Source organism: Pseudomonas sp. B2M1-30, from assembly GCF_025447575.1.
GTDB classification, from domain to species: Bacteria; Pseudomonadota; Gammaproteobacteria; order Pseudomonadales; family Pseudomonadaceae; genus Aquipseudomonas; species Aquipseudomonas botevensis.
This window is the reverse complement of record NZ_JAOEJT010000013.1, coordinates 136,625-162,818: the sequence shown is the minus strand read 5'-3', so window position 1 is coordinate 162,818 and position 26,194 is coordinate 136,625. Positions and strand designations below refer to the sequence as shown.

The window sequence follows — 26,194 nt, the reverse complement described above, 5'->3', positions numbered from 1 at the left end:
GGTCCAACACCCACTAATAAAGACAATAGGGGTCGTCATGGATCAACCCAGTGCAAACCCGCAGCGCAGCTACACCCGCGGTTCCCAGGACAAAGCCTTGCTGGCCATGACCATCGGTCAGAAGTTCGACGACACCGTCGCGCAGTACCCGGACGGCGAGGCGCTGGTGGTGCGCCACCAGCAGTTGCGCTATAGCTGGCAGCAACTGGCCGACGCGGTGGACGTGCATGCCAGAGCCTTGCTGGCGCTGGGGTTGCAGACGGGTGACCGCCTCGGCATCTGGGCGCCGAACTGCGCGCAGTGGTGTATCACCCAGATTGCTACCGCGAAGATCGGGGTGATTCTGGTCAACATCAATCCGGCCTACCGCAGTTCAGAGCTGGAATATGTGCTCAAGCAGTCTGGTTGCCAATGGCTGGTGTGCGCCGGTGCATTCAAGACCTCCGATTACCACGGCATGTTGCAGGGTCTGGCGCCGGAGCTGGCCGAGCACGCCATCGGTCAATTGTGCAGCGAGCGTCTGCCGCAACTGCGCGGCGTGATCAGCCTCGACGCGCAGCCGCCATCCGGCTTTCTCCCGTGGGCGCAACTGACGGATCTGGCGGCCGCCATTTCCCCGCAGCAGTTACGCGAACGTGGCGACAGCCTGCATTTCGATCAGCCCGTGAACATTCAATACACCTCCGGCACCACCGGTTTTCCCAAGGGCGCGACCCTCAGTCACTACAACATTCTCAACAACGGTTACATGGTCGGTGAAAGCCTCGGGCTGACGGCCGCCGATCGCCTGGTGATCCCGGTGCCGCTGTATCACTGCTTCGGCATGGTCATGGGCAACCTTGGCTGTATCACCCACGCCAGCACGATGATTTATCCCAACGATGCCTTCGATCCGCTGCTGACCCTGAGCACCGTCGCCGAAGAGAAAGCCACGGCGCTGTACGGCGTGCCGACCATGTTCATCGCCATGCTCGATCAGCCGCAGCGCGCCGAATTCGATCTGTCGACCCTGCGTACCGGGATCATGGCCGGCGCCACCTGCCCGATAGAAGTGATGCGCCGGGTCATCAACGAGATGCACATGAGCGAAGTGCAGATCGCCTACGGCATGACCGAGACCAGCCCGGTGTCCCTGCAGACCGGGCCTTCGGATGAACTGGAATTACGCGTGACCACCGTCGGCCGTACCCAGCCACAACTGGAAAACAAGATCATCGACGAGGCTGGCAATCTGGTGCCGCGTGGCACCATCGGTGAACTCTGTACCCGTGGTTACAGCGTGATGCTCGGTTACTGGAACAATCCGCAGAGCACCGCCGAAGCCATTGACCAGGCCGGCTGGATGCACACCGGTGATCTGGCGAGCATGAATGACGAAGGCTATGTGTGCATTGCCGGGCGTAACAAGGACATGATCATCCGGGGCGGCGAGAACATTTATCCGCGCGAACTGGAAGAGTTTTTCTTTACTCACCCGGCGGTGGCGGACGTGCAGGTGATCGGTATTCCGTGCTCGCGATACGGCGAGGAGATCGTCGCCTGGATCAAGTTCCATCCCGGCCACAGCGCGACGGAGCAGGAGTTGCAGGCGTGGTGCAAGGAGCGCATCGCGCACTTCAAGACGCCGCGTTACTTCCGGTTCGTTGAAGAGTTTCCGATGACCGTGACCGGCAAGATCCAGAAATTCCGCATGCGCGAAATCAGCATCGAAGAGCTGAAGATAAACGACCGGTAACGGTGGGAGCGAATTTGTGGGGGCGGGCTCGCTCCCCAAATGGATCGGGTGCGAAACACAAATCGCAGAAAGCACAAAGGGGAGCCGAAGCTCCCCTTTAATTTTGTCGTCGCGTGCTCTTTTTTTATTATTGAGGGTCGGTCTGTTGTTGTTTTTGGCAACCGTGGCCCTTTACCGCTGTTTTTGGCGATCCCCATCCGGGATCAAGAGCAAACGTATTTTTTTGAGCGCTGATCTGCTTTCTCGCCAAGCGATCCAACCGATTCGGGAGCTACCTGAAGGTAGTTTTATTGTTCTCTGCCCGGTTGCGGGTCACTCCTGGGAGCACCCTGAAAAGCACACCTTCTCCAAAAAAATCTGTTAGCTGCGTCTCTGCCGTGTTGTTCTTGTTATGTCAGAGTCGTTTCGTCTTATTTTTATTGGTTTGCTGCTTTTTATTCTTGTTATACCATAGGGATAGCAGAAGCCGTGCCAACTTTTAAATTTCCTTATAAATCAATAACTTAAAAATTTGTAGGATTTGGCTGTCGGCTAAAGCCAGACAATTTGTTTCCGTGTTACTCGCTTTTGCCCACGTTTCGCTCGCCGCGGTAACACCGTTCCCCCTCACTGTGCGCTACGCGCCTTCGCCACGCGCGAACCGCTCGGGCGACCAAGCACCGCGCTGATCTGCTGGCCCGCAGCAATCAAGGCGTCCAGGTCGATCCCGGTCTCGATGCCGAGGCCGTTGAGCAGGTAAACCACGTCTTCGGTCGCGACGTTACCGCTGGCGCCTTTGGCGTATGGGCAGCCGCCGAGGCCCGCGATAGAGCTGTCGAACACCGCGATGCCTTCCAGCAGGCCGGCATAGATGTTGGCCATGGCCTGGCCGTAGGTGTCGTGGAAATGCCCGGCAAGTTTTTCCCGTGGCACGTGCGCCGAAACCACTTCGAACAGCCGCCGGGTCGCGCCTGCGGTGCCGGTGCCGATGGTGTCGCCGAGGGAGACTTCGTAGCAGCCCATCGCGTACAGCTCGCGGGCGACCATGGCCACCTGTTCCGGCGCCACCGTGCCTTCATAAGGGCAGCCGAGCACACAGGACACATAACCGCGCACGGTAACGCCGTGTTGTTTCGCGGCGTCCATGATCGGTGCGAAACGCGCGAGGCTTTCGCTGATCGAACAGTTGATGTTGCGCTGCGAGAAGGCTTCGGAGGCGGCGGCGAACACCGCGACTTCCTTGACCCCGGCTGCCAGCGCATCTTCGAAACCGCGCAGGTTGGGCGCCAGTGCGCCATAGGTCACTCCGGGCTTGCGCTGGATCTGCGCAAACACTTCGGCGGAACCGGCCATCTGTGGCACCCACTTGGGCGAAACGAAACTGCCGACTTCTATATAGCCCAGACCGGCGGCGCTCAGCGCGTCGACCAGTTGCACCTTGTCGGCGACGCTGATGGGTTGGGCTTCGTTTTGCAGGCCGTCACGTGGGCCGACTTCGATCAGGCGTACTTGGGAGGGGAGGGACATGGCGTTGACCTGCTGTAATTGTTAGACGTCCGGGAAGCGTTCCACCGGGGCATTCGGGAGGTTTACTGAACCGCCTGCTGACTCTTGAGCGTTTGCTCCAGCGCCTGCACGCAGCGCTCCTCGGCGGTGTCGAGTTCCAGTTTCATCTGTTCGATGTCCAGCAGTTGCTGCTCGAGCTGCGCCCGACGCTCGGCGATTTTCGCCAGCATGCTGTTGAGTTGTTTGGTGTTACCGCTGGAGGGGTCATAGAGTTCGATCAGCTCGCGGCACTCGGCCAAGGAAAAACCGATGCGCTTGCCCCGCAGAATCAGCTTCAGGCTGACCTTGTCGCGCGGCGAATAGATGCGCTCCTGGCCCCGGCGCTCGGGACTGAGCAAGCCTTGTTCTTCATAAAAGCGGATCGCCCGGGTGGTGATGTCGAGCTCGCGGGCGAGGTCGGAAATGCTGTAGGTCTGGCTGCTCATGGAAGCGCTCGGAAAAGGGTCATGGCGCTAAGCTAATGGCAGGTTGACGTTTACGTCAAGGGGTGGGGTTTTTCATCGAATTCACGGGCTCTTCGCGGGCGAGCCCGCTCCCACAGCGAGCGCAGTTGCTGTTGTGGGAGTGGGCTTGCTCACGAACAACGATAACGCGGCGCAAAGTCCTACACCTTGTCGAGCTTCTTCTCATGCGCCGTGACCTGCTGGCACAACTCGATCATCTGCTCGCGCATCCAGCGGTTGGCCGGGTCCTGGTCAGTGCTTTCGTGCCAGTAAAGATGCGTCTCGACCGGCGGCACATCGTTCACCGGCAGGTTGAACGCATGCAGTTCGTGGCGACGGGCGAAACGCTCCGGTACGGTCATGACCATGTCGGTCTGCTGCAACACCTGGGAGGCCATCAGGTAGTGCTGGGAGCGCAGGGCGATCTTGCGCTGGATACCCATTTTGCCCAACGCCAGATCGACATGGCCCAGGCCATTGCGACGGCTGGAAATGTGGATATGGGTGAGTGACAGATAGTCGTCGAGGGTGAGTTTTTCCTTGCCCGCCAGCGGATGACCCTTGCGCATCGCACAGACATAGCGGTCTTCCATCAGCTTGACGTGGCGCACTTGCGGATCGGTGTTGAGCGGTGCATCCACGGCAAAGTCGAGACGCCCGGCGGCCAGCTCCTTGGTGGTTTCCCGGCGCTTGGACAGGAAACTCTCGATGATCACTGTCGGCGCCAGACGCCGCAGACGCTGGAACAGCGGCGGCAGGATCACCGCCTCGGTCAGGTCGGTCATGCTGATGCGATAGGTCTTGACCGCTTGCGACGGGTTGAAAATCCGGCTTTCCTGCACCGACACGCGCAGCAGCGACAGGGCGTTGCGCACCGGGCCGATGATGTTCTGCGCCATGGGCGTCGGCACCATGCCCTGGGCGGTGCGCACAAAGAGCGGGTCGTTGAAGGTTTCGCGCAGGCGCGCCAGGGCGTTGGATACGGCCGGTTGAGTAATGCCGACAATCTGCCCGGCGCGAGTCAGGTTGGCTTCGGTGTAGATCGCGTCGAAGACGATGAAAAGGTTAAGGTCGACCTTGCTCAGATTCATTACGCGGCTCTCTTCTTATAGGGACGGGGGTGGCCCGGAAAATCAACTGATCATATATCGGTGATGAATGTTAATACACGCCGAGAATAGGCTAGGTAAATTATCAACGCTGTTCTAGCATCGATTGCATGACCTAAACAACCTCTAAAACAGAAGGTGATGCTCATGGATTTCGCTTATTCGCCCAAGGTTCAAGAACTGCGTGAGCGCGTGACCGCGTTCATGGACACCTACGTGTATCCCGCCGAGGCCGTGTTCGAACGCCAGGTGGCCGAAGGCGACCGCTGGCAACCGACCGCGATCATGGAAGAGCTCAAACTCAAGGCCAAGGCCGAAGGGTTGTGGAACCTGTTCCTGCCGGAGTCGGAACTCGGCGCCGGCCTGACCAACCTCGAATATGCGCCGCTGGCGGAAATCATGGGCCGTTCGCTGTTGGGGCCGGAGCCGTTCAACTGCTCGGCACCCGACACCGGCAACATGGAAGTGCTGGTGCGCTACGCCAACGAAGAACAGAAACAGCGCTGGCTCGAACCGTTGCTGCGCGGCGAGATCCGCTCGGCATTCGCCATGACCGAACCCGACGTCGCCTCTTCCGACGCCACCAACATGGCCGCCCGCGCTGTGCGTGATGGCGACGAGTGGGTGATCAACGGCAAGAAGTGGTGGACTTCCGGCGCCTGCGATCCACGCTGCAAGATCCTGATCTTCATGGGCCTGAGCAACCCGGACGCACCGCGTCACGCCCAGCACTCGATGATCCTCGTGCCGGTTGATACCCCTGGCGTGAAAATCCTCCGTCCGCTGCCGGTATTCGGTTACGACGACGCGCCTCACGGTCACGCCGAGGTGCTGTTCGATAACGTGCGGGTGCCATACGAAAACGTCCTGCTCGGTGAAGGACGCGGGTTTGAAATCGCCCAGGGGCGTCTCGGCCCTGGCCGGATTCACCACTGCATGCGTTCGATCGGCATGGCCGAACGGGCACTGGAACTGATGTGCAAACGCTCGGTGAGCCGCACCGCGTTCGGCAAGCCATTGGCGCGCCTGGGCGGTAACGTCGACAAGATCGCCGACTCGCGGATGGAAATCGACATGGCGCGTCTGCTGACCCTGAAAGCGGCGTACATGATGGACACCGTGGGCAACAAAGTGGCGAAAAGCGAGATCGCGCAGATCAAGGTTGTCGCGCCGAACGTCGCCCTGCGGGTGATCGACCGGGCGATCCAGATCCACGGCGGGGCCGGGGTCTCGAACGATTTCCCGCTGGCCTACATGTACGCCATGCAACGCACCCTGCGCCTGGCCGACGGTCCGGACGAAGTCCACCGCGCGGCGATCGGCAAGTTCGAGATCGGCAAGTACGTGCCGAAGGAGATGTTGCGCAGCGGTCATTAAGACCGCGTCGCCTGCTTTGCTAGCGAGCCCGCTCCTACGTTGCGTGGGGGCGGGTTGTCCGCGAATGCGTCAGTAAACCCAGACCTCAACCCGCCGATTCTTGATCCGGCCTTCGTCGCCATTGTTGGCGGCGACCGGCATCAATGCGCCAAACCCGCGCACTTCGCGTAGCACCACGCCGTTTTTCACCAACTCCCGACGCACCGCCATCGCCCGCAGTTTTGACAACAGGTCGGCCCGCGCCGGGTCATCCTTGGCGTCGCCGAAACCCACCAGTGTCACGGCGCGGTCAGTCTTGTCGTGGCGCTTTATATAGTCGAATACCCGGGCCAGATCCTGGCGTGCCTTGTTATCGAGGCTGGCGCTGCCTTCCTCGAAACGGAAGTTGACGGTCAGACGTTGTGCATGGCGGCTGAGGGATTGATAACCCTCGGGCATCAGCGCATTCGGCGTCACCGCAATCGCCTGCACGGTCTGGCCGACGACCCGTTGTTCGTTAGCGGTGTCGGGGTTTTCCCGATGGATTTTCAACAGGCCTTGTTCTTGAAAAAGGCCTTCGACCAGCGCCGGACCGAGATCCGCGCCGATGGTATTGGAACCCTGAATGCGCAGCACCGGTCCGCGGTCGGCGATCGGCAAGTCGCCGGCGGCGGCGATCAATGGCAGCCACGCGCCCAGCAGAAAGGAGAACAGAACACGCAGGATCATGCCGGCACCGATTGCAGCCAAGGGGATTGCCGGGGAGATTAAGTCAGATGCATGACGGAGAAGTTACAGAGCGTCGATGTGGGAGCGGTGCTCCCACACTCAGGGTTGAGGTGATGTCGTAATCAGCTCAGTTCCAGCCAGATCGGCGCATGATCCGACGGTTTTTCCATGCCGCGCAGTTCATAGTCGACACCGGCGGCCTTCACCCGTGGCAGCAAGCCATGGGACGCGAGGATCACATCGATCCGCAGCCCGCGCTTGGGCTCATCCTCGAAACCACGGCTGCGGTAGTCGAACCAGCTGAACATGTCGGTCACGTCCGGGTTCAGGTGGCGATAACTGTCGGTCAGGCCCCAGTTTTTCAGGCGCGCCATCCACTCGCGCTCTTCCGGCAGGAAGCTGCATTTGCCGGTTTTCAGCCAGCGCTTCATGTTGTCCGGGCCGATGCCGATGTCGCAGTCTTCCGGGGAAATGTTGACGTCACCCATCACCACCAGTGGCTGTTCGTTGTGGAACTGACTTTCCAGCAAGGTTTGCAGGTCGCTGTAGAAGCGCTGCTTGGCCGGGAACTTGGTCGGGTGGTCGCGGCTTTCGCCCTGGGGGAAATAGCCGTTCATGATGGTCACCGGCACGCCGTTGGCGTCGGCGAACGTGCCCCAGATGAAGCGCCGCTGGGCGTCTTCTTCATCGCTGGCGAAGCCTTTGTGGATCGCGATCGGCTCCTGGCGCGAGAGCAGGGCGACACCGTAATGGCCTTTCTGCCCGTGGAAATACACGTGATAACCCAGCGCCCGGACCTCTTCGAGCGGGAACTGGTCGTCGTGGACCTTGGTTTCCTGCAGGCCGATGACATCCGGCTGATGCTTCTCGATCAGCGCCGCCAACTGATGCGGACGGGCGCGCAGTCCGTTGATGTTGAAGGAAACGATCTTCATGGTCGGCAGTCCTGGCAAAAGGGCGATGCTAGCTGACATGTAGGATCCGGGCCAGTCCAGTCGATGAAGATCAAGCCTTGGGCTATACCTGTGGGGAACTGTGCAGTCACCCAAAGGTTCGTACCAACAAGAGCGCCGCCCTCCGAGCGCGCCCCGGGGAGAATCACCGTCATGCCTGAAAGCCAGACCGCCATTGCCGACATCCACATGCTCGATCGCGGCTACTCCCGCGAAGCCCGTTCCCTGCTGTATCAGGCCTATCGGCATGAACCGACCTTCGGTTACCTGTTCGAGGCCGAGCGTCCGGGGTACGAGCAGCGGGTGCGCGCCACCGTGCGCGAACTGGTCAAGCAGCATTTCCTGCAGGATCTGCCGGCCATCGGGCTGCTGGTCAATGATCGGCTGATCGGCATCGCCCTGATCGCGCCGCCGCAACGGCGCCTGGGCGTCACCGAGAGTTGGGCCTGGCGGCTGCGCATGGTGCTGAGCACCGGTTTTCGCTGCACCCGACGTTATCTGGAGTACCACGCGGCAGTCGAGGCCTGCGTTCCTTCGGAGTCAGTACACATGCTGCCGCTGCTGGGCATTCACCCACAGTTCCAGGGCAAGCATTTTGGCGAGCAACTGCTGCAAGCGGTACATAACTGGTGCGCCGTGGACGAAACCTCCCAAGGCGTGGTGCTGGACAGCGGCAACCCGCGCTACCTGGAATTCTACAAACGCCAGGGCTACGAAGAGATCGGTGAAGTGGCGGTTGGCCCGGTGCGCGAGCATGTGTTTTTCCATGCCAATCCACAGGTGTTACAAACGGCAACGGCATAAAGGTAGAACTTTACCGGCACCCCAGGCTCTATCACGCTCCCAAGCTCGTGATAGCATCCGCGCCTATGAAGTTTCCAGGAAGATTTACCAGCGGTTTGCTGATGCTGTTCACCAGTGTCGCAGCCCTGGCGCAAAGTGAATTGGATGTGCGGGTCAAACCGTCCAACGATGAGCTCAAGGCCAATATAGAAGGCTATATCGGCAGCCTCGGCGATCGTGACGAAGAAGCCTTGCAGCGCTTCAGTCGTGGCGCCGAAGAGCAGGCGCGCAAGGCCGCCCAGGCGTTGGGCTACTACCAGCCGCAAATCGACAGCGAAGTGAAGGGCGGCGAGAAGCCGCGCCTGGTGCTGACCATCGATCCCGGCGAGCCGATCCGTCTGCGCAACGTCACCGTGCGCGTCGATGGCCCGGCCGCCTCGCTCAAATCCTTTCGAGTCCCCAAGAGTGACGTGCTCAAGCCCGGCGCGGTGCTCAACCATGGCCGTTACGAAGACGCCAAGCGGCTGATCCAGAACCAGGCCTCGCGCTTCGGTTTCTTCAGCGGGCATTTCACCAGCCAGAAACTGCTGGTCGACCCGCGTGCCGGAGTAGCCGACGTTGAACTGATCTACGACAGCGGCCCGCGTTATGCCCTGGGCAACGTCAGTTTCGAGGGCGACACGCCGTTCGATGAAGACCTGCTGCAACGCATGGTGCCGTTCAAGGCGGGCGAGCCGTATGACTCGGAACTGATCGCCGAACTCAACCAGGCCCTGCAATCGAGTGGTTATTTCGAAGGCGTGCGGGTCGATGCCGCGCCGACCGCCGCGAAGAATGACGTGATCCCGGTGGCGGTCAAACTCGACACCCGCAAACCGCGCACCATGGGCCTGGGCCTCGGCTATTCGACCGACGTCGGCCCGCGGATCAAGGCCAACTGGACTCGCCATTGGGTCAATGCGCAAGGCGACAGTTATGGCTGGGAAGCCGAACTCTCGGCGCCCCGGCAGAACGTCGGGGTGTTCTATGACATTCCGCTGGATCCGCCGCTGACCGACAAACTGCGCTGGGCGGCCGGTTACCAGTACGAAGACATCGACGGCTCCGACACCTTGAGCAAACTGCTTACGCTCGGCCCGGAATGGCACAGCAAGTTGCCCAGCGGCTGGCAGCGGGTGATTTCCTTGAAGTGGCAGCGCGAGGAATATCAACTGGGCGACGACTCCGGCCTGAGCACCTTGCTGATGCCCGGCGTCAGCTATTCCTACCTGAAAAGCGACAACCGCATCGACCCGCACAACGGCTATCGCCTGACCTTCGAAAGCAAGGTCGCCAAGGAAGGCCTCGGCTCGGACAACAACCTGGTGTATGGCACGGCATTGATCAAAGGCCTGACCACGGTGTTCGACAAGCACCGCTTCCTCGGCCGCGTGCAGGTCGGCGGCAGCGCCACCAACGGCTACAAGTCGGTGCCGCCATCGCTGCGTTTCTTCGCCGGTGGCGATCAGAGCGTGCGCGGTTACGACTACCAGAGCCTGTCCCCGGAAAACTCTGAGGGCGACCGCATTGGCGGGCGCTACATGGTGGCCGGCAGCGTCGAGTATCAATATTCGATCGCCGAAAAGTGGCGGGTCGCGACCTTCGTCGATCAGGGCAACTCTTTCAACAAACTCGAACTGCCGAACCTCAAGACCGGGGTCGGTATCGGTGTGCGCTGGGTGTCACCGGTGGGGCCGATCCGCCTCGACCTGGCCCATGCACTGGACGACGACGGCGGCATCCGGCTGCACTTTTCCATGGGGCCTGAGCTGTGAAACGTGGTTTGACGATAACGTTGCTGGCGATTCTGTCGCTGCTGTTGCTGGTCGTGCTGAGCCTGGCCGCCGTGCTCGGCACCCAGGCCGGCAGTCGCTGGGCGCTGGAGCGGGTGCCGGGGCTGAGCGTGGAGAATTTCCAGGGCCGGCTCGGCGGGCAATGGAGCGCCGATCATTTGTTGTGGCAGCAGGACGGCAACCGGGTCGAGCTGAACAAGCCGATCTTCGAGTGGTCGCCGTTGTGCCTGACGCGCATGACCCTGTGCATCGATCAGCTCAAGACCGATCAAGTCATCCTGCAATTCGCGCCGAGTGCCCAAAGCACGGAAAGCGGCCCGATCACGCTGCCGGATCTGCAATTGCCGCTCGCCATCGAACTGGGCGACGTGCAGATCGGCAGCCTGCTGCTCGACGGCAGCGAACAGCTCAAGGATCTGCAACTGGCGGCGCACTGGACGGCCAAGGGCATGCAGATCGACAGCGTAAAACTGCAACGCGACGATTTGAGCCTGAACCTGTCCGGCCTGCTGCAACCGACCGGCAACTGGCCGCTGAACATCGAGGGGCAACTGACCCTGCCGGCGCCGGGCAGCGCCCCGTGGACGCTGGCGCTGAAGGTCGATGGCGATCTGTTGAAAACCCTCAACCTGCACGCCGACAGCCGGGGCTATCTCGACGGTCAGTTGAGCGGCGAGCTGCAACCGCTGGCGGAAAACCTGCCGGCCAAGGTGCGGATTACCAGCGACGGATTCAAACCGAGCGCCGATCTGCCGGACACCCTGCAACTCAATCAACTGGTGCTGACCGGCGAGGGCGACCTGAAAAACGGTTACCAGTTGCTCGGTAACGCCACGCTGCCCGCCGAGCAGGGACCGGTGGCGCTGCTGCTCAACGGCAAGGTCGACGCCAAGGGCGCGCAGATCGCCGGCCTCGATCTGAACGCCAACGACAAGCAAAGCCTCAAGCTCACCGGCTATGTCGACTGGAGCAAAGGCCTCAGCGCCCAGGCCAATATCAACTGGCAGGACTTCCCGTGGCATCGGCTGTATCCCGAGATTGACGAGCCGCAAGTCGCGTTGCGTACGTTCAACGGCGAAGTGTCCTACACCGACGGTCAATACCTCGGCAACTTCGCCGCGGCACTGGATGGCCCGGCGGGGGCGTTCAGTCTGAGCAGTCCGTTCAGTGGCAACCTCAAGCAGATCTTCCTGCCGCAATTCAAACTCGAAGCCGGGCAAGGCAAGGCCGAGGGCCATGTGAACGTGACGTTCGCCGACGGCATCGCCTGGGATACCGCATTGGAACTGTCGGCGCTGAACCCGGCGTACTGGGTGGCGGAACTGCCGGGCACTCTGGCCGGGCCGTTGAAAAGCAGCGGCGAAATGAAGAACGAACGCCTGAGCCTGAACGCCGACCTCGACATCAAAGGCAAGCTGCGCGGACAACCGGCGGTGCTGCAAGCCAAGGCTGACGGCGCCGGCGAGCAATGGAACCTCAACGCCCTGCAAATCCGCCTCGGCGACAACAGCATCAGCGGCAAGGGCCGCCTGCAACAGACACTCGCCGGGCAGATCGACATCAAGCTGCCACGCCTGGCGCAGCTCTGGCCGCAACTGCGCGGGCAGATCAACGGGCGGGTGGATGTCGCCGGTTCGCTCAAGGCGCCGCAGGGCAAGCTCGGCCTGCAAGGTTCGCAACTGGCGTTCCAGGACAATCGCCTGCAAAGCCTCAATCTCGACGCCACCCTCGACAGCGCGCAACGGGCGAAAATCGATCTCAAGGGCAGCGGCATTCAGGCCGGCGACACGTCCCTCGGAACGCTGACCGCCAGTGCCCAGGGCGATATCAGGAACCAGAAACTCAACCTCGACCTGCTCGGGCCGAAGCTGAAACTGGCGCTGGGGCTGGACGGCAATCTGGACAAGGGTAACTGGCGCGGGCGTCTGGCCAGCGGTGACATTCAGGCCGGCGGCCAGGACTGGAAACTGCAAAACCCGGCCAGGCTCGAACGGCTGGCCGACGGCAAGATCAACTTCGGCGCCCATTGCTGGATGTCTGGCAATGCCAGCCTGTGCGGCGAAGATCAGCGCCTGATGCCCGATCCGAAGCTGCGCTACCACCTCAAGCAATTCCCGATCGAAAGCCTGGCGCAATGGTTGCCCAAGGATTTCGCCTGGCAGGGCCGGCTCAACGCCGACCTGCAACTGGACCTGCCGGCCAGCGGTCCCAACGGCGTGATCAGTATCGACGCCAGCGGCGGCACCCTGCGCATGCGTGAAAAAGATCAATGGCTGGATTTCCCGTACCAGACCCTCAAGCTCACCAGCAAACTCACGCCCAAGCGTATCGACACCGACCTCAACTTCGTCGGCGGCAAACTCGGCGAGCTGATGGTCCAGGCACAACTCAATCCGTTGCCGAAGAACAAACCGTTGAGCGGCTCGTTCCGCCTCAGCGGGCTGGATCTGTCGGTGGCGCGGCCGTTTGTGCCGATGGTCGAGAAACTCACCGGGCGCCTGAACGGCAGCGGCACGATTTCCGGTGGGCTGCTGGCACCACTGGTCAATGGCACCGTGCAGCTCAGTGACGGTGAAGTGTCCGGGCCGGAGCTGCCGCTGGAGCTGCAGAACCTGCAACTGCAAGCGGTGATCGCCGGCGAGTCGGTACGCCTGGACGGCGGCTGGAAAAGCGGCAAGGCCGGGCGGGGCAGTCTCAACGGCAACGTCGCCTGGGGCCAGGCGCTGGTGGTGGATCTGGCGCTCAAGGGCACGCAATTGCCGGTGACTGTCGAGCCGTACGCCAAGCTGGAAGTGGCGCCGGACCTGAAGATTTCCATGGCCGGCGATGAGTTGAAGATTGCCGGCAAGGTGCAGGTGCCGAGAGGCGAAATCACCGTGCGCGAGCTGCCGCCCTCGACGGTGAAAGTCTCCGACGACACGATCATCGTCGGCGCGCAGACCGAAGAGGGCAAACCGCCGCTGGCCATGAAAATGGACATCGACGTGGTGGTGGGCGAGGACAAGTTGAGCTTCGCCGGGTTCGGCCTGACCGCCAACCTGCAAGGCCATGTCCACATCGGCGACAACATGGACACCCGCGGCGAGTTGTGGCTCAACGACGGGCGTTACCGCGCCTACGGCCAGCGCCTGACCGTGCGGCGCGCGCGGCTGTTGTTCGCCGGCCCCCTCGATCAGCCGTACCTGGATATCGAAGCGATCCGCCAGACCGATGACGTGATTGCCGGTATTCGTCTGAGCGGCAGCGCCGAGCAGCCGACTACACAGATCTTCTCGGAACCGGCGATGAGCCAGGAGCAGGCGCTGTCCTATCTGGTGCTTGGCCGGCCGTTGAGCACCAACGGCGAGGACAACAACATGCTCGCCCAGGCGGCGCTGGGGCTGGGCCTGATGGGCAGTTCCGGGGTGACCAGCAGCCTGGCGAAAGACCTGGGTATTCAGGACTTCCAGCTCGACACCCAGGGTAGCGGCAACACCACCAGTGTGGTCGCCAGCGGCAACATCTCCGAAAAACTCAGCCTGCGCTACGGCGTCGGCGTGTTCGAACCGGCCAACACCATCGCCTTGCGCTACAAGCTGAGCAAAAAGGTCTACCTTGAAGCCGCCAGCGGCGTCGCCAGTTCGCTGGACATCTTCTACAAGCGGGATTTCTAAGGCGCCAGCGGGCTGCACACCAGTGATGCCCGCTCGTAATTCAACGCCTTGTCACGCTCGGGCAGGGCGTAAGTTGCCTCGCAACGCTGGCCCTGCCAACGGATGGTGAGCGTTCCCGCATCGTCTTCGACCAATGCCAGTGCCTTGCCGCTCGGGTCTGAGATCGCCAGTTGCTTGCCCGTGCCATCCTCAAGCGAAGCGCCAAACGGGATGGGCTGGTGCCGGGCATCGTACAAGGCAAACTGCACCCGGCGGCCGGTCTTGCTGGCGTAACGCGCCAGCACCACGGCACCGCGTCGCGGCACCACTTGCCGGGTCGCGTTTTCAATTTCGAATTCACCGCCCAGATCGCGAGTATCCAGACTGATCCAGTTCACCCGATACGGCTGCGCGTTGGACACCACGGCGAAGCCGTTACCGGCGGTCCTGGCCCCGGCGAAACTGGCGATCTTCACGCCTTTCACGCCTTCGACCTGGGCCAGCGCAAACGTCTCGCCCACGGTTTGCCCCAGGTTGATTCCACCGGCGTGACCGACGATCGAACCTGCCAGGTTGAGGTTTTGCGAGTCATATCCGCGGCCCTGGCTGTAGCCGGCACTGATGTCCATCACTGCCGTCCGTGTGCTGATGTTGGCCGAGCCACTGTTGCCACCCGTGCTGCTGTTACCCGCCTGCACCGAGTAGTAGCTGTCGCTGTCTTGCGAAAAATAGCCATTCACGCCCATCTGGGTGCTGTCGCTGCCTTTTTGCGTGCTGGCAGAAACGAAGGCTCGTGGTGCGCGAGGTTTCGAACCCAACGGGAACGACAGTGACAGATTGATCAGGGTGTCGTTGTTCGAGGGGCCATAGTTGCCGACATCCTTGGTATAGGTGGCCCCAACGTTGTAGCTCACCTCGCCCCAGTAGTTGCTGTATCCAGCCGACAGGCTTTGCGAACCACCGCGCCCCCAATAGCGCTGGTCACTGGCATTGAGGTAGAGGCTGCCAAATTGCTGGTTGCGCCCCAGGCTCTGGTTGACGGTCAGGTCCGTACGGGTTTTCGAGTTGCCCGTGCGTTTTTCGCCTTCGCGGCTCAGTTCCTCTACGTGTTCGCTGAGAGTGCGATAGCCCTCGGTCGAATAGCGGTAGGCCGCCAGGGTGAAGTTGGTGTCGGTGCCGGTGAATGTCTTGGCATACAGCGCACGCAGGCTGTTGCCCTTGACGGTCTGGCCGAAGGTGCGACTGCTGGAGTGGGTCAAATCCAGCGAGACTGCGCCGATCGACGTGTTGCGTCCCAACCCGAGGGACAACGCCTGGAAATTTTCCGTCGCCTGAGTTCCGACAATCGCCGACAGATTGCTGCTGACGCCGTAAGCCAGGGTACTGCTGACAAATTGCGGTGACTGCTGGTCATCGCTGTTGCTGTTGTAGCGGCCCGCCGAAACGCTGTATTTGAGCTGGCCCTGGCGAACCATGATCGGCAGGCTGGAAAACGCTTGCACCGTCACCCGGCGCTGGCCATCGGCTTCGATGACTGTCACTTCCAGGTCACCGTTGGAGCCGCTGGGGTAGATGTCGCTGATCTCGAACGGGCCGGGCGGCACGTTGGCGGTGTACAGAATGTAGTTGTTCTGGCGAATTTCCACCGTGGCGCTGGACTGCGCAATACCGCGAATAACCGGCGCATAACCGCGCTCGCTGTCGGCGCGCATGCCGTCGTCGGAAGCCAGTTTCAGACCGCGATAGCGCACGCTGTCGAACAGGTCGGCGTCGGAAAATATGTCCCCGGCACTGAACTGTCCTTTAAGCGCGGTCACGTCATGTTGCAGATAGCTGCGGTTGCTCTTGAACGTGCTCGGCCGGCCGGTGCTGCTGTTGAAGTTGGACTCGTTGCGCAATCGCCAGCCGCCCAGGTTGATACCGTTGCGCAGGCCGACGTTGTTGGAAATCGTCGTGTCAGTCTCGCTGCTGTTGCGGTTGCTGCTCACCTGATAGTTGATAAACGCCGCCGATACGCCTTCGTCCCACAGCGCCGGATCGACGTAACCGCGCCGACCGCGTTCCATCGCGCTTTGCGGCACACTGACCAGCAGTTGCAGGCGCGGCACGTCATAACGCACGGTCGCGTGGTCGATCAGCGCGGGCAGGTCGAGACAAGCGTTCGTGTCAGCGGCGTCGAGTTTGCCGCTCGCCTGCAGTTTGCTGATATCGACGCCGATCTGTCGCAGCATTTCCAGGGTCAGGCAGGCTTCGACCTTGCCACTGCCGGGGTGGCGGCGAAATTCGATATCACGGCGGCCGACCAGGGTTTCATTGCCGTACAGGTCGACCCGGTACGTGCCCGGAAGTACACGACTGTTGACGAGCAGGCATTGCACGTCGACTGAAGACGAGGCGCCTTGCAGAAAAGAGGTATTGAATTGTTCATCGGTGTCGGCCAGACACGGGGTGCTACAAACCAGAACAACCGAAAAAGGCGCCAGTCCGTCGCGCTTGAGTAAAAACATTCAGGAACCCTATATCACCTCCGATACGAACTAACGGAGCGAAGAGAAATACAGTGAAAGTGCGGCAATAAGAGCAGCGCGCAAGTTATGGCAATTCTTTATTCGGCGTGGCGCGCGTATCGGAATGGCTGGAAAGTTGCGCGACATAACGGTCTTGCGCGCCATAGTCATTGATGCTGCTGAATAACAGTCGTGGCGAGTTGATGGACTTGAGTTGTTTGAGTGCGAACTCTTTTTGTTCACCCGGGGCGATCATCATCGAATCAAACGGGTGCTCGCTGATTGCACCGGATTGCAGTGTGATATCGGCGATCGATACGTGATAGAGGCCGGGATTGTTCACCACCAATACACTTTTGCCGGCGCGCTCGGCCAACCGCCATGTCAACTCGGTGGGCGCCAGGTAGGCGTTGTTTTTCAGCCCGGCCGGGCGAAAGAACACCTTGATTCGCTGGCGTACCGCCAGTTGCAGAGTGTTCTCGGTTTTGGCTGCCCGGGGGATTTCCTGCACGTTCAGCCACACCACCGACTCGCGGTCGTCCGGCATACCCGTGCCCTCGTAGATCACTCGCAGTATTTGCTGTTCATCGCCACTGACGCGCACCAGGGGCGGGGTCACGGCGAAGGGCGCTGCACCGGTTTCGCTGTTGTCGGTGTCGATCCAGGACTGGATCAGCACGTCATCACCACTATTACGCACCGTGATGCCGGCTTCTTTATGCTTGCCATCGAATACCAGTCGGGTGCTGCTTAACGAAATGCCGGCCATGGCCTGATTGACGGCGAACAGGCCCAGCAGACCCACGCAGAAGGACAGAGAAGAACGTAAAAACATGAGGATTACCGCGCAAGGTGAATAAAAGTGCAGGGCGGGTCGGCCCTGCACAGTGCTCAATGGATCGTGCGGTTTACTCGTATTGCAGGGTGAACGGCAGGGTGGCGTCACCGCGACCGGCAACGGCCAGGGCCGGCTCAACGGTGGTGACGTAGGCCGCCGAGAATTTCAGCGTGGTATTGCTGTCTTGCAGGTTGCTCTCGATTCGCGCGGTGGACGGCGAGGTCAGATCGATGACTGCGCCGTTGGCGTCGAGCAAGGCGATACCGATGCCTTTGGCGGCCCCCAGGCCTTCAACCAGTTTCAAGACCTTGGTGCCGGCTTCGATGCCGGAACCGCCACCCTTGGTCGGTTCGAAGATCATGGCAACTTTGGTGCCGGCGTTGCAGTTGATCTTCATGTCGAAGTTTTCAACGCTGAGCGTCCCGTTGCCTTTCGGCGCGGTGGCGGTGCCCATGTCCTTGATCGAAACTTCCCCCATGTTTACCGAGATGGTTTTGTTTTTCCCGGCGCCTTCAACCGAGCAGGCATCGTTATTGATGGTGCCGGTGAAGTTGATGGTGCCGCTGCCAGCCTTGGTCGGGGTAACCGGGTCGGCCGCCAGGACATTTCCTGCAACAGCGAAGATCGAAAGGGCGAGAAGCGTACGGGACAGCTTTTTCATGTTGCTTTTCCATTGGTGGGGTTAAAGCAACACGATAAAACGTGGGTTCCCGGTGCAACATCAGACGATTCCTAGAAGCACTGCCATTGCACTGGCATTGTTTTTCAATCAGTTGAACAAGTTGCGCTCTATGCAATAAGCCAGTAACTCCTGGTCACTGCTTACTTCGAGTTTGCGCATGGCCGATACTTTTTGGGTGCTAATGGTTTTGGCACTTCTATTCAAACCACGGGCAATTTCGTTGACGCCTTGTCCCTGCACGAATAGCCGCAGGATTTCGTGCTCCTTGGGCGACAGTCGGGAAAAGCGCTCCTCCAGATCAGCGCCGTCCTCCATCACGGAGGTTGGCGGTGGCCCCTGGTGGCGAACCGGGTTGCCCTTGGCAATCGCTTTGAGCGCAATCTCTATTTCATTGTGCAGCTGATTTTTCTGAATGACTGCCAGTACCCCGAGTTCCTGCAAGCGAGTCAGGATCAAAGGATTGGAAATCATGGTGAGCACCAGCACCCTCACACCGGGAAAGTGTCGCGTCAGGTATTCCACCAGTTTTAGCCCGTCACCATAGGGCGAGTCGGCGGGCATGTTGAAATCGGTGATCAACAAGTCCACCCGCCGGCTCTCCAGCAGGCTGATCAGTTCATTGGAACAAACGGCTTCACCCACCACGTTGAAGCGTTTGTCTCGTTCGACCAGTTCCCGCACCCCCAGCAATACGATGGGATGATCATCGGCGATGACAACGTTGAAGGATTCCATGGGCTATTCATCCAGAGTGAAGTGATTCAAGGGCGTCGAGCAAGTCATGCAGCCGCGCCAGATTTTGCCGCACCTCCACCGCCAGGGCCGTTGTCACCGCCATGCCGGCCAGGCGACATTCCAGCTCGACAAACGTGCTGGCAAGGGCCTCGAGCTGCACGGCACCCAATGCTCCCGCCATGCTGTGCATTTGTTGCGCTACACGGCTGGCGTCGTCCGCGTCCAGCGCGGCCAGCGTGGTTCGAATGTCCTGGCGCAAGGTCGAGACAAACAGTTCGCGCATTTTCGGCGATAACTGCGGCATGGTGGTGACGGGAGCCAGCGTCGTTTTGCAATGCTCTTCCAGTTGCGCGCGCAAGGTCGCGAGGTTCAGCGGCTTGACCATCCAGGCGTTCATGCCGACAGCGGCACAGCGTTCGCCTTCCTCGCGCAGGGCATTGGCAGTGACGCCGATGATCGGCAGCGTCGTGTCCCGCTGGCGCAGCGCCTCGGCCAGGCGGTAACCGTTCATGATCGGCATGTTGACGTCGGTCAGCAGCAGATCGAAGCGGCCAGGCGCATAGTGTGCCAAGGCCTGCTCACCATTCGCGGCCACCACCACCGAACAGCCCAGCGCCTCCAGTTGCTCCTTGATGATCGCTCCGTTGACCACGTTGTCTTCCGCCACCAGCACCCGTAGATGCAAGTGTCGTTTTTTTTGCTGGAGCGCGGATGGGCGCGGGGTACTGGCGCCATGTTGCGCCTGGTAAATCGCCCAGGCGATTGCACGCACATCATCGGCGTCAACTTCCCAGTCAGTGCCTTTCAACTGCGCCGGATCAGGTCCCCCTGGCACGGCAACGATCCGAGGACCGTTCCACAGCGGGGTGTTGGCGAGGGGGACGAGGTCTACCAGCAGCGTCGCTGGCGGCGCCATTTCTGTTGTGACCAGGCGGCAATCCAGACCAAACCGGTTGAGCCAGGCGATCAAATGCTGCGCCAGTTCAGAGACTGGCGCCCGCACCAGAACGGCGGGTGTACCGGCAACGAACGCCGGGCAATCGTCCAGATTGCCCGGTACGCATTCCAGTGTGATTTGCAATGTGAAGCTGCTGCCCAGTCCGGGTTCGCTGACCACGTTCAACTGGCCGTGCATCAGCTCGCACAGCCATTTGCAGATGGCCAGACCCAGGCCCGCACCCGTGTGACGGTCGTCCTCGTTGACCTGATAGAAGGGGTCGAACAATTGTTGTTGCTGCGCCTGGGAAATACCCACGCCGGAGTCGCTGATCTGCCATTGCAGCTCGGCGCGGCCTGCGGTGTTGTGCACGACCTGGAGGCGCAAAACCACGCGACCGTTATCGGTAAACTTGATCGCGTTGCTCAGCAGGTTGTTGAGAATCTGTCGGATGCGCAGCGGGTCACCGCGCAGTCGATCCGGCAGTGTCGAATCGATGCAGGCGTACAGTTTCAGCCCTTTGGCGCGGGCAAAGGCGCCGTAGGTGCGCACGATGTCTTCGGTCAGTTCCAGCGGGCAGAAGGTCTGAAGCTCAAGGGTCATCTGCCCGGCCTCGATCTTCGACACGTCCAGCACATCGCTGATCAACTGAAACAACGTGGCGGAAGAGCGCTGGATGGTGCGCAGGTAATCCTGCTGACGCGGGGCGAGCGGGGTCAGGGCGAGCAGTTCCAGAGTGCCCAGTACGCCATACAAAGGCGTGCGAATCTCATGGCTCATGGTGGCAAGGAAGCGGCTTTTGGCCTGGTTGGCCGAGTCGGCGGCCTGGCGGGCCACTTCCAGCGCCGCTGCATCTTCAACATGTCGGGTCACATCATGCAGCGCACACAGCCAGGCGTCCTGTCCCTGATAACGGGTCGATACGAACGCGACGTGCAGATGGCGCCCGTCAATCTCCAGCTCGCCGTGACCCGTCGGCGCTTGTTGCTCCAGCAGCCCGATGAGTTCACGGGTGTCGTGCCATTGCTGGGCGCGCTGGTTTTCCAGCAGCACGCGATGGTCACTGCGACGGATCACACAGAGGCCGGTCGGGGCGGTATCGATGACGGCGCGGCTGAAGGCTTCGCTTTCGGCGATGCTGGCGTGTGCACTTTGCGCGGGCAGGATGACCTGGTTCGTATACCAGCGATTGAGCGCCCGGCCACAGCCGAGCACCGCCAGTACCAGCGCGAAAAGACATAGCAGCGGCCAGAGCGCGCGATCGAGAAAACGCTGCACACTGATGACATAGATCGCTGTCCACTGCTGTTCGCCGGAGCTGGTCAGCTTGAATACCAGACCGTCGCGGGTGAAATTCACCCCGTCATTCAGCGCCCGGGCGGTTCTGGGCACGCCGGTCAGCACTCTGTCGCCGGGTGTGATCAAGGTGAAGTCGTCGTAGATCGACCATTGCAGCAGCCGTTCGATATTGTTCACCTGGGACAGGTTCAGCAGCGAGGCCACCACCACCCAGGTGCTGGCTCCGTCGATGGTCAGTGCCGTCTCGGCCAGATTGATGTTGACGTAAGCCAGCAGGGTCGGCGCGGCTTTGTCATCCTGAGTGGAAGGGAAGGATTCCCAATGCACCTGATGAGCCGGGGAGGAGACGTTCTCCGTCCGCAGGCGCTGGTTGACCTGAGTCATCACCTCGACCAGCGCACCCACCTGCATCCCCATGGCGCCGCGCACGCGCCCGGCAGCCGGTACGGCCACATCGAAGTTGTCGGGGCCGTTGAGCAATATCACCTGCGGCGATTGATAATGGGACGCCGCCCAGAATGCGCTGTAGTAGGCGGCCAGGTAGGTGCCCAGCGCGAAGACTTTAGGGGACTGGCTGGCGGTAATCTTGTCTGGATCGATCTTCACACTGTACGGCAGGGAAAACGGCAGACCCCGGCCTTCATAAATGTTCGGCCCTTCGTCAGGCAAAGGCCTTTGCACATAGGTGGGCAGGACCGCCCAGGCCGGCTGACCGACCTTGGTGCTTTCCCGCGAGATGTCTCGCAGGAACACCTCCTGTTCGCGGATGTTTTCCATCAGCCGGGCGAAATGGAACTGCACGGTATCGTGCTGTTCCTCGATCATGCGCTGCACCCCCACGTAGCTGATGCCCAGCAGCAACAACACCAGGGCACCGAGCACCAGCAAACCTTTGTTCAGGCGCTGTGAGCTGCTGGCCAGTTTATCGAGCAAAGCATTGGGGTCCGGCATCACAACGCCTGGCCAGCAATGAAAGGAAAACCTTTGGACACAGTGACCTCGATGGCAAGTGACGCGTGTCAACGGCGGGTGGCGGATCAAAAAGCGTTCGCCGGCCCGTCATGGGTCAGCAACTGCTGGAATTGATCCGAAGACACGGCATGGGAGATCAGGAACCCCTGAACTTGAGTGCAGTCGATTTTACGCAACAGAGCAAGTTCCTGCGCAGTCTCTACGCCTTCGGCCACGACCGTCAGGCCCAATTGCCGACCGAGGCTGACAATGCTGGTCAGTGCCTGGGCCAGTTCCGCATTGGCGTTGCAGCCCTGCACCAGTGCGCGGTCGATCTTGAGTTCGGTGAAAGGTGCCGACACCAGATTCATGTAGGAGCTGTAGCCTTTGCCGAAATCGTCCTGGGACAAACCAAACCCCTTGATCCGCAAGCGACACGCGCCAGCGTAGAAGTTGCTGATGTCATCGGGCACGGAGCATTCCATCAATTCGAAACAGATCCGCGCCGGCAAACCTTGATGTTTCAGCACGAAGGCGAGGATGCGGTCGGGCAGGTCGTGGCTGTTGAGCAGGTGTGTCGGCAGGTTGATCGATACGGGAATGTCATAGCCCTGCTGGCGCCATGTGGCCTGGGCGGCCATCGCCTGTTCCAGCACCCGCCACAGCAGGGGTTCTTCGAGGTCGAAAGCGATCAGGGCGGGCAGAAACAGGCCGGGCAACAGCGTGCCGTGTTTGGGGTGAACCCAGCGCACCAGTGCTTCGGCGGCGACGATGCGGCCATTGTTAAGGGCTTTCTTGGGCTGGAACCAGGCCTGCAGTTCGCCCTTGTCCAGGGCCTGTAACAGACTCTGGCGGTCGATCCCGGCGTGAGCCTCGACCGGCACGGTCTGGCGCAGCGCCTGTAACTGGTCGATCAGGCAACCCAGGGCGGCGGCATTCACCGGTTTGGAAAGCAGGCCGATGACTTTCACTTGCAGGTTGCTCGCCACCAGGCTGGCGCCCATCAGCATGCGTCGTGAGGCGGCGCTCATGATCGCCAGTGCCGGGCGCGAGCGCTGCGCGGCGAGGCCCTGGATGAATTGCACACCGTCCATGCCCGGCATCAGCAGGTCGGTCAGCACCAGGTCGAAATCACGCCTGTTCAGACGAGCCAGGGCTTCTGCGCCGTCCCTGGCACATTCCAGGTCGAAGAGGCCCTGCTCGTTGAACAGGTTCTGCAGATACAGTTGCTGGAAAGGGTGGTCTTCGACAATCAGAATGCTAAAGGACTTCATGGGCGACTCGTTCGTAGGGAGCCAGCGCAACCGACAAGGCTCGCAGCGTAAAAGGTTTGACCAGGCATTGGTTCATGCCGGCGGCCAGGCACAGGGCGTCTTCGCCGCGCAGGGCGTTGGCGGTGGCGCCGATGATGGGAGTGGTGCAGCCCAGGACTCGCAAGGCCCTGGCCAGTTCATAGCCGTTGAGTCTGGGCATGTTGACGTCAGTGAGGACGAGATCGAAGGCGTCGTCGTGCCAGCGCGACAAGGCTTCCTCGCCATCGCTGGCCAGTGTCACCGTGCAGCCCAGTTCCTGCAGTTGGTCGCGCAGGATCAATTGGTTGATGGCATTGTCTTCGGCGACCAGGATATGCAGGTGCAATGGCGGCAATACCTGGGCCACTCCTTGCTCCTGGCGCCGGGAAGTCTGTCCGCCCTGAGCCTGGCGAACCGCTTGTTGGATGGCGGCCAGATCATTCAGGTTGGCTGTCCAGCCGCCAGCGGTGAACTGCGGTTCGCAGGCGCTATCATTGCTGGCCAGCACCCGCGGCCCCGACCAATGCACGTCCGCGCGCTGCTCCATGGGCGTCGGATACAGCTCAAGCAGCACGCCTGTGGCGGCAAGGTCCCCATGGGTTGGCGCGCCGATCTGTGGACGGGCGCCCCAGCGATGCAACCAGCCGCTCAAACTCTCGGCCAGTTCGCGCACCGGTGACACCACGTAGACGCTTTCGGCGGCCAGATCCATTGCGCCTTCAGGTAACTGGCGGCATGGACGTTGCTCAAGTGGCAAGGTGAGAGAGAAACTGCTGCCCAGCCCCGGTTCGCTGACCATGCGCAGGGTGCCGTTCATCAAGTGGGTCAGACGCAGGCAGATCGGCAGGCCCAGCCCGGTGCCCGCCACCACGTTGGTGTTGCCTTGGGTCTGATAGAACGGTTCGAAGATAAAGGCCTGATCGGCGTGGGCGATGCCTCGACCGGTATCCGAGACTTGCCATTGCAGGCAGACGCGTTCGCCTTCTCGGGACAGTGCCTTGACCCGCAATATCACGCGTCCGAAATCTGTGAATTTGACCGCGTTGCTCAACAGGTTGTTGAGAATCTGCCGTACGCGGCTGACGTCGCCGATCAGGTTGTCCGGCAACTGTGGATCGAAGCAGGCAAATAACTGCAGGCCCTTGCTCTGCGCCGCTGCCGCGTAACCCTGCACCACTTCCTGTACCAGCGTCACGACCGAAAACTCACTCAACTCCAGGGCCAGTTGCCCGGCTTCGATCTTCGACACATCCAGCACGTCGCAGATCAATTGCAGCAGAGTGGCGGACGACCCTTCGATCGCTCGCAGGTAGCTTTTCTGCTGGGTATCGAGCTGGGTTCGGGCGAGTAATTCCAGGGTGCCGAGCACGCCGTATAGCGGTGTACGGATTTCGTGGCTCATGGTGGCGAGAAACAGGGTTTTCGCCTCGTTGGCCGCGTCGGCCGATTGGCGTGCCTGCTCCAGCGCTGCTTCGATTTGCCGGCGCGCACTGATATCGCTGAAGGCACAGAGCAGAACGTCTTCACCTTTGTAGCGGGTGGGGGCGCAGCTCAGGTAAAGGTGACGGCCATCGGCAGTCTCGAAATAATCGGTAAGGCAAGGCGCGTTATCGGCAAACGCGTCACGAATCCAGCCAAGACCCAATAGCTCGCTGCACTGTCCCAGCCATTGTTGGGCGAGGGTGTTTTCCAGGACGATCCGGCCATCGGTGCGCCGCAGTACGCAGAGCGCCACCGGGGCCGTCTGTATTACGTCGCGGCTGAACAATTCACTGTCCACCAGCGCCTGAATCCGGTGCAGGGTCGGGGTGATGAAACGATGTTCCAGACGCCGGGTCAGCAGGCACACCAGGCTGATACTCAGCAAACAGAACACCAGCGCACCGAGCATTTGCGGCCAGAGTGCCCAGAGCACGGCCGGCAAGTCGATGGAATAGGTGAGTTGCCAGTCCGAGGACTTCAGTTGTTTGCGCAGCACCAACTGCTCGGGCAGCCAGCCAGTCCCGACAAACCCGAAGAAATCCTGTTGGCGCAATAGCGGCAGGTTCTGCCCGGGCGGTGGCTTCTGGCTGTTGCTGAACAGCGGCATTCCCTGGGAATTGAACATGGTGAACTCGCCCGCGCTGTGATCACTCAGGGCGATGGAGACTTCCCGGTCGTCCATTTCCAGGCCGAGCCAGCCGGAGTCGAGGTCGCGTTCATCCAGGCGAATGAAAATGTACAGTTGCGAATGCCCGCGCGAGGTATGGGTCAACCAGATTTCCTGCAGGGCGCTGGTGTTCTGGCGCTTGAGGTTTTCCAGGCGGTCGAGCATCGCCCGGGGGAAATTACCTGTCGCGGGGGCCGTGTTGTAGAGGCGCCATACCTGAGCCTCGGCGCCACTGCTGACGTAGAGCAGGTTCAACTTGTGGGCATTGAGGTAGTCACGCATGCGCTGGGTCAGCCAGATACTCCATTGCTTGCCCGGTGTCTTTCCCAGCAACAGGCGAATCTCTTCCTCGGAAAGCGGTGCGTCCAATGCCGTCTGCCGGGTGGCCGACAGACTGAGGCTTTCCAGTAGCGCTTCGCGAGTGGTGAAGAACGTGTGGGCCTCGGCAATGGCGCTGCTCATGTAGCTGCGCCGCTGGGAGATTTCGTTATTGAAGGTAAACAGCAGGAAGCTGTAGACGCCGCCGAGAATCCCCACCAGCAGCACCAGCGCAAAGATGCGCAACAGGCGACGCGCGGCATGGGGCGTGGACAGGAACGGGCTGATCTGGTGCAGGTAGTTCTTCAATCTCATCCCGGCACATTAGGGACGGCCAGGCACCGCGAACATCAGACGATCCTTAAAGGC

The 26,194-nt window shown here is 61.0% G+C and carries 17 protein-coding genes; 5 read left to right on the top strand and 12 right to left on the bottom strand.

From position 1 onward, the window contains the following. The first annotated feature begins 37 nt into the window (after window positions 1-37). Complete coding sequence (locus N8H74_RS23105) at window positions 38-1,735, top strand: AMP-binding protein (RefSeq protein ID WP_262150554.1); 1,698 nt, start codon at window positions 38-40, stop codon at window positions 1,733-1,735. A gap of 606 nt (window positions 1,736-2,341) precedes the next feature. Here the strand turns inward: N8H74_RS23105 and N8H74_RS23100 are convergent. The 3 genes from N8H74_RS23100 to N8H74_RS23090 all read right to left on the bottom strand — a co-directional run bounded on the left by N8H74_RS23100 (window position 2,342) and on the right by N8H74_RS23090 (window position 4,814). Further along, on the bottom strand, window positions 2,342-3,241 hold the full coding sequence (locus N8H74_RS23100; protein WP_217830519.1) for a hydroxymethylglutaryl-CoA lyase: 900 nt from the start codon (window positions 3,239-3,241) through the stop codon (window positions 2,342-2,344). Window positions 3,242-3,303: 62 nt separating this feature from the next. Beyond that, entirely contained in the window at window positions 3,304-3,705 is a 402-nt protein-coding gene (locus N8H74_RS23095; protein ID WP_217830518.1) for a MerR family DNA-binding transcriptional regulator, read from the bottom strand. A gap of 179 nt (window positions 3,706-3,884) precedes the next feature. After that, entirely contained in the window at window positions 3,885-4,814 is a 930-nt protein-coding gene (locus tag N8H74_RS23090; protein ID WP_217830517.1) for a LysR family transcriptional regulator, read from the bottom strand. A 165-nt stretch (window positions 4,815-4,979) separates the two neighbouring features. On the opposite strand from N8H74_RS23090, the gene N8H74_RS23085 reads away from it, so the two are divergent. Continuing rightward, the gene (locus N8H74_RS23085) at window positions 4,980-6,209 is read left to right on the top strand and encodes an acyl-CoA dehydrogenase (RefSeq protein WP_217830516.1); all 1,230 of its coding nucleotides are present in this window, start codon (window positions 4,980-4,982) and stop codon (window positions 6,207-6,209) included. A gap of 69 nt (window positions 6,210-6,278) precedes the next feature. Here N8H74_RS23085 and N8H74_RS23080 read toward each other — a convergent pair whose 3' ends face one another. Together N8H74_RS23080 and xthA are read right to left on the bottom strand one after the other, a co-directional pair. Further along, complete coding sequence (locus N8H74_RS23080; protein WP_262150550.1) at window positions 6,279-6,917, bottom strand: OmpA family protein; 639 nt, start codon at window positions 6,915-6,917, stop codon at window positions 6,279-6,281. A gap of 122 nt (window positions 6,918-7,039) precedes the next feature. After that, the gene (gene xthA / locus N8H74_RS23075) at window positions 7,040-7,852 is read right to left on the bottom strand and encodes an exodeoxyribonuclease III (protein ID WP_262150548.1); all 813 of its coding nucleotides are present in this window, start codon (window positions 7,850-7,852) and stop codon (window positions 7,040-7,042) included. Window positions 7,853-8,023: 171 nt separating this feature from the next. Between xthA and N8H74_RS23070 the strand changes: the two genes are divergently transcribed. The 3 genes from N8H74_RS23070 (at window position 8,024) to N8H74_RS23060 (ending at window position 14,138) form a co-directional block, all read left to right on the top strand. Further along, entirely contained in the window at window positions 8,024-8,674 is a 651-nt protein-coding gene (locus tag N8H74_RS23070; protein WP_217830513.1) for a GNAT family N-acetyltransferase, read from the top strand. Window positions 8,675-8,739: 65 nt separating this feature from the next. Beyond that, window positions 8,740-10,467, top strand: a complete 1,728-nt coding sequence (locus N8H74_RS23065) for an autotransporter assembly complex family protein (protein WP_217830512.1) — start codon at window positions 8,740-8,742, stop codon at window positions 10,465-10,467. Then, window positions 10,464-14,138, top strand: coding sequence for a translocation/assembly module TamB domain-containing protein (locus N8H74_RS23060; RefSeq protein ID WP_262150545.1), 3,675 nt, complete (start codon window positions 10,464-10,466; stop codon window positions 14,136-14,138). Before N8H74_RS23065 ends, N8H74_RS23060 begins: the two co-directional genes overlap by 4 nt. On the opposite strand, the gene N8H74_RS23055 is transcribed toward N8H74_RS23060, so the two are convergent. The 7 genes from N8H74_RS23055 to N8H74_RS23025 all read right to left on the bottom strand — a co-directional run bounded on the left by N8H74_RS23055 (window position 14,135) and on the right by N8H74_RS23025 (window position 26,140). Next, window positions 14,135-16,624, bottom strand: a complete 2,490-nt coding sequence (locus tag N8H74_RS23055) for a fimbria/pilus outer membrane usher protein (protein WP_262150543.1) — start codon at window positions 16,622-16,624, stop codon at window positions 14,135-14,137. The two genes, N8H74_RS23060 and N8H74_RS23055, sit on opposite strands and share 4 nt — an antisense overlap. A gap of 85 nt (window positions 16,625-16,709) precedes the next feature. Beyond that, window positions 16,710-17,459, bottom strand: coding sequence for a molecular chaperone (locus N8H74_RS23050; protein ID WP_217830509.1), 750 nt, complete (start codon window positions 17,457-17,459; stop codon window positions 16,710-16,712). A 73-nt stretch (window positions 17,460-17,532) separates the two neighbouring features. Next, window positions 17,533-18,123 carry a fimbrial protein gene (locus N8H74_RS23045; RefSeq protein WP_262150542.1) on the bottom strand — a complete coding sequence of 197 codons (591 nt, stop codon included), beginning with the start codon at window positions 18,121-18,123 and terminating at the stop codon, window positions 17,533-17,535. A gap of 108 nt (window positions 18,124-18,231) precedes the next feature. After that, a complete protein-coding gene (locus N8H74_RS23040; protein ID WP_217830507.1) occupies window positions 18,232-18,879 on the bottom strand; it encodes a response regulator in 648 nt (215 codons plus the stop codon). A 7-nt stretch (window positions 18,880-18,886) separates the two neighbouring features. Then, the gene (locus N8H74_RS23035) at window positions 18,887-22,066 is read right to left on the bottom strand and encodes a hybrid sensor histidine kinase/response regulator (protein ID WP_262150539.1); all 3,180 of its coding nucleotides are present in this window, start codon (window positions 22,064-22,066) and stop codon (window positions 18,887-18,889) included. An 86-nt stretch (window positions 22,067-22,152) separates the two neighbouring features. Beyond that, window positions 22,153-23,340 (bottom strand): EAL domain-containing response regulator, encoded by a 1,188-nt coding sequence (locus tag N8H74_RS23030; protein ID WP_262150537.1) that lies wholly within the window; start codon window positions 23,338-23,340, stop codon window positions 22,153-22,155. Next, the gene (locus tag N8H74_RS23025; RefSeq protein ID WP_262150535.1) at window positions 23,327-26,140 is read right to left on the bottom strand and encodes an ATP-binding protein; all 2,814 of its coding nucleotides are present in this window, start codon (window positions 26,138-26,140) and stop codon (window positions 23,327-23,329) included. Before N8H74_RS23025 ends, N8H74_RS23030 begins: the two co-directional genes overlap by 14 nt. Between the last annotated feature and the right edge of the window lie 54 nt (window positions 26,141-26,194).

What these genes read in the sequence shown, in the direction of transcription:
- N8H74_RS23105 (WP_262150554.1), top strand. Translation starts at nt 38, where the DNA reads ATGGATCAACCCAGTGCAAACCCGCAGCGCAGCTACACCCGCGGTTCC.
- N8H74_RS23100 (WP_217830519.1), bottom strand. Translation starts at nt 3,241, where the DNA reads ATGTCCCTCCCCTCCCAAGTACGCCTGATCGAAGTCGGCCCACGTGAC.
- N8H74_RS23095 (WP_217830518.1), bottom strand. Translation starts at nt 3,705, where the DNA reads ATGAGCAGCCAGACCTACAGCATTTCCGACCTCGCCCGCGAGCTCGAC.
- N8H74_RS23090 (WP_217830517.1), bottom strand. Translation starts at nt 4,814, where the DNA reads ATGAATCTGAGCAAGGTCGACCTTAACCTTTTCATCGTCTTCGACGCG.
- N8H74_RS23085 (WP_217830516.1), top strand. Translation starts at nt 4,980, where the DNA reads ATGGATTTCGCTTATTCGCCCAAGGTTCAAGAACTGCGTGAGCGCGTG.
- N8H74_RS23080 (WP_262150550.1), bottom strand. Translation starts at nt 6,917, where the DNA reads ATGATCCTGCGTGTTCTGTTCTCCTTTCTGCTGGGCGCGTGGCTGCCA.
- xthA (WP_262150548.1), bottom strand. Translation starts at nt 7,852, where the DNA reads ATGAAGATCGTTTCCTTCAACATCAACGGACTGCGCGCCCGTCCGCAT.
- N8H74_RS23070 (WP_217830513.1), top strand. Translation starts at nt 8,024, where the DNA reads ATGCCTGAAAGCCAGACCGCCATTGCCGACATCCACATGCTCGATCGC.
- N8H74_RS23065 (WP_217830512.1), top strand. Translation starts at nt 8,740, where the DNA reads ATGAAGTTTCCAGGAAGATTTACCAGCGGTTTGCTGATGCTGTTCACC.
- N8H74_RS23055 (WP_262150543.1), bottom strand. Translation starts at nt 16,624, where the DNA reads ATGTTTTTACTCAAGCGCGACGGACTGGCGCCTTTTTCGGTTGTTCTG.
- N8H74_RS23050 (WP_217830509.1), bottom strand. Translation starts at nt 17,459, where the DNA reads ATGTTTTTACGTTCTTCTCTGTCCTTCTGCGTGGGTCTGCTGGGCCTG.
- N8H74_RS23045 (WP_262150542.1), bottom strand. Translation starts at nt 18,123, where the DNA reads ATGAAAAAGCTGTCCCGTACGCTTCTCGCCCTTTCGATCTTCGCTGTT.
- N8H74_RS23040 (WP_217830507.1), bottom strand. Translation starts at nt 18,879, where the DNA reads ATGGAATCCTTCAACGTTGTCATCGCCGATGATCATCCCATCGTATTG.
- N8H74_RS23035 (WP_262150539.1), bottom strand. Translation starts at nt 22,066, where the DNA reads ATGCCGGACCCCAATGCTTTGCTCGATAAACTGGCCAGCAGCTCACAG.
- N8H74_RS23030 (WP_262150537.1), bottom strand. Translation starts at nt 23,340, where the DNA reads ATGAAGTCCTTTAGCATTCTGATTGTCGAAGACCACCCTTTCCAGCAA.
- N8H74_RS23025 (WP_262150535.1), bottom strand. Translation starts at nt 26,140, where the DNA reads ATGAGATTGAAGAACTACCTGCACCAGATCAGCCCGTTCCTGTCCACG.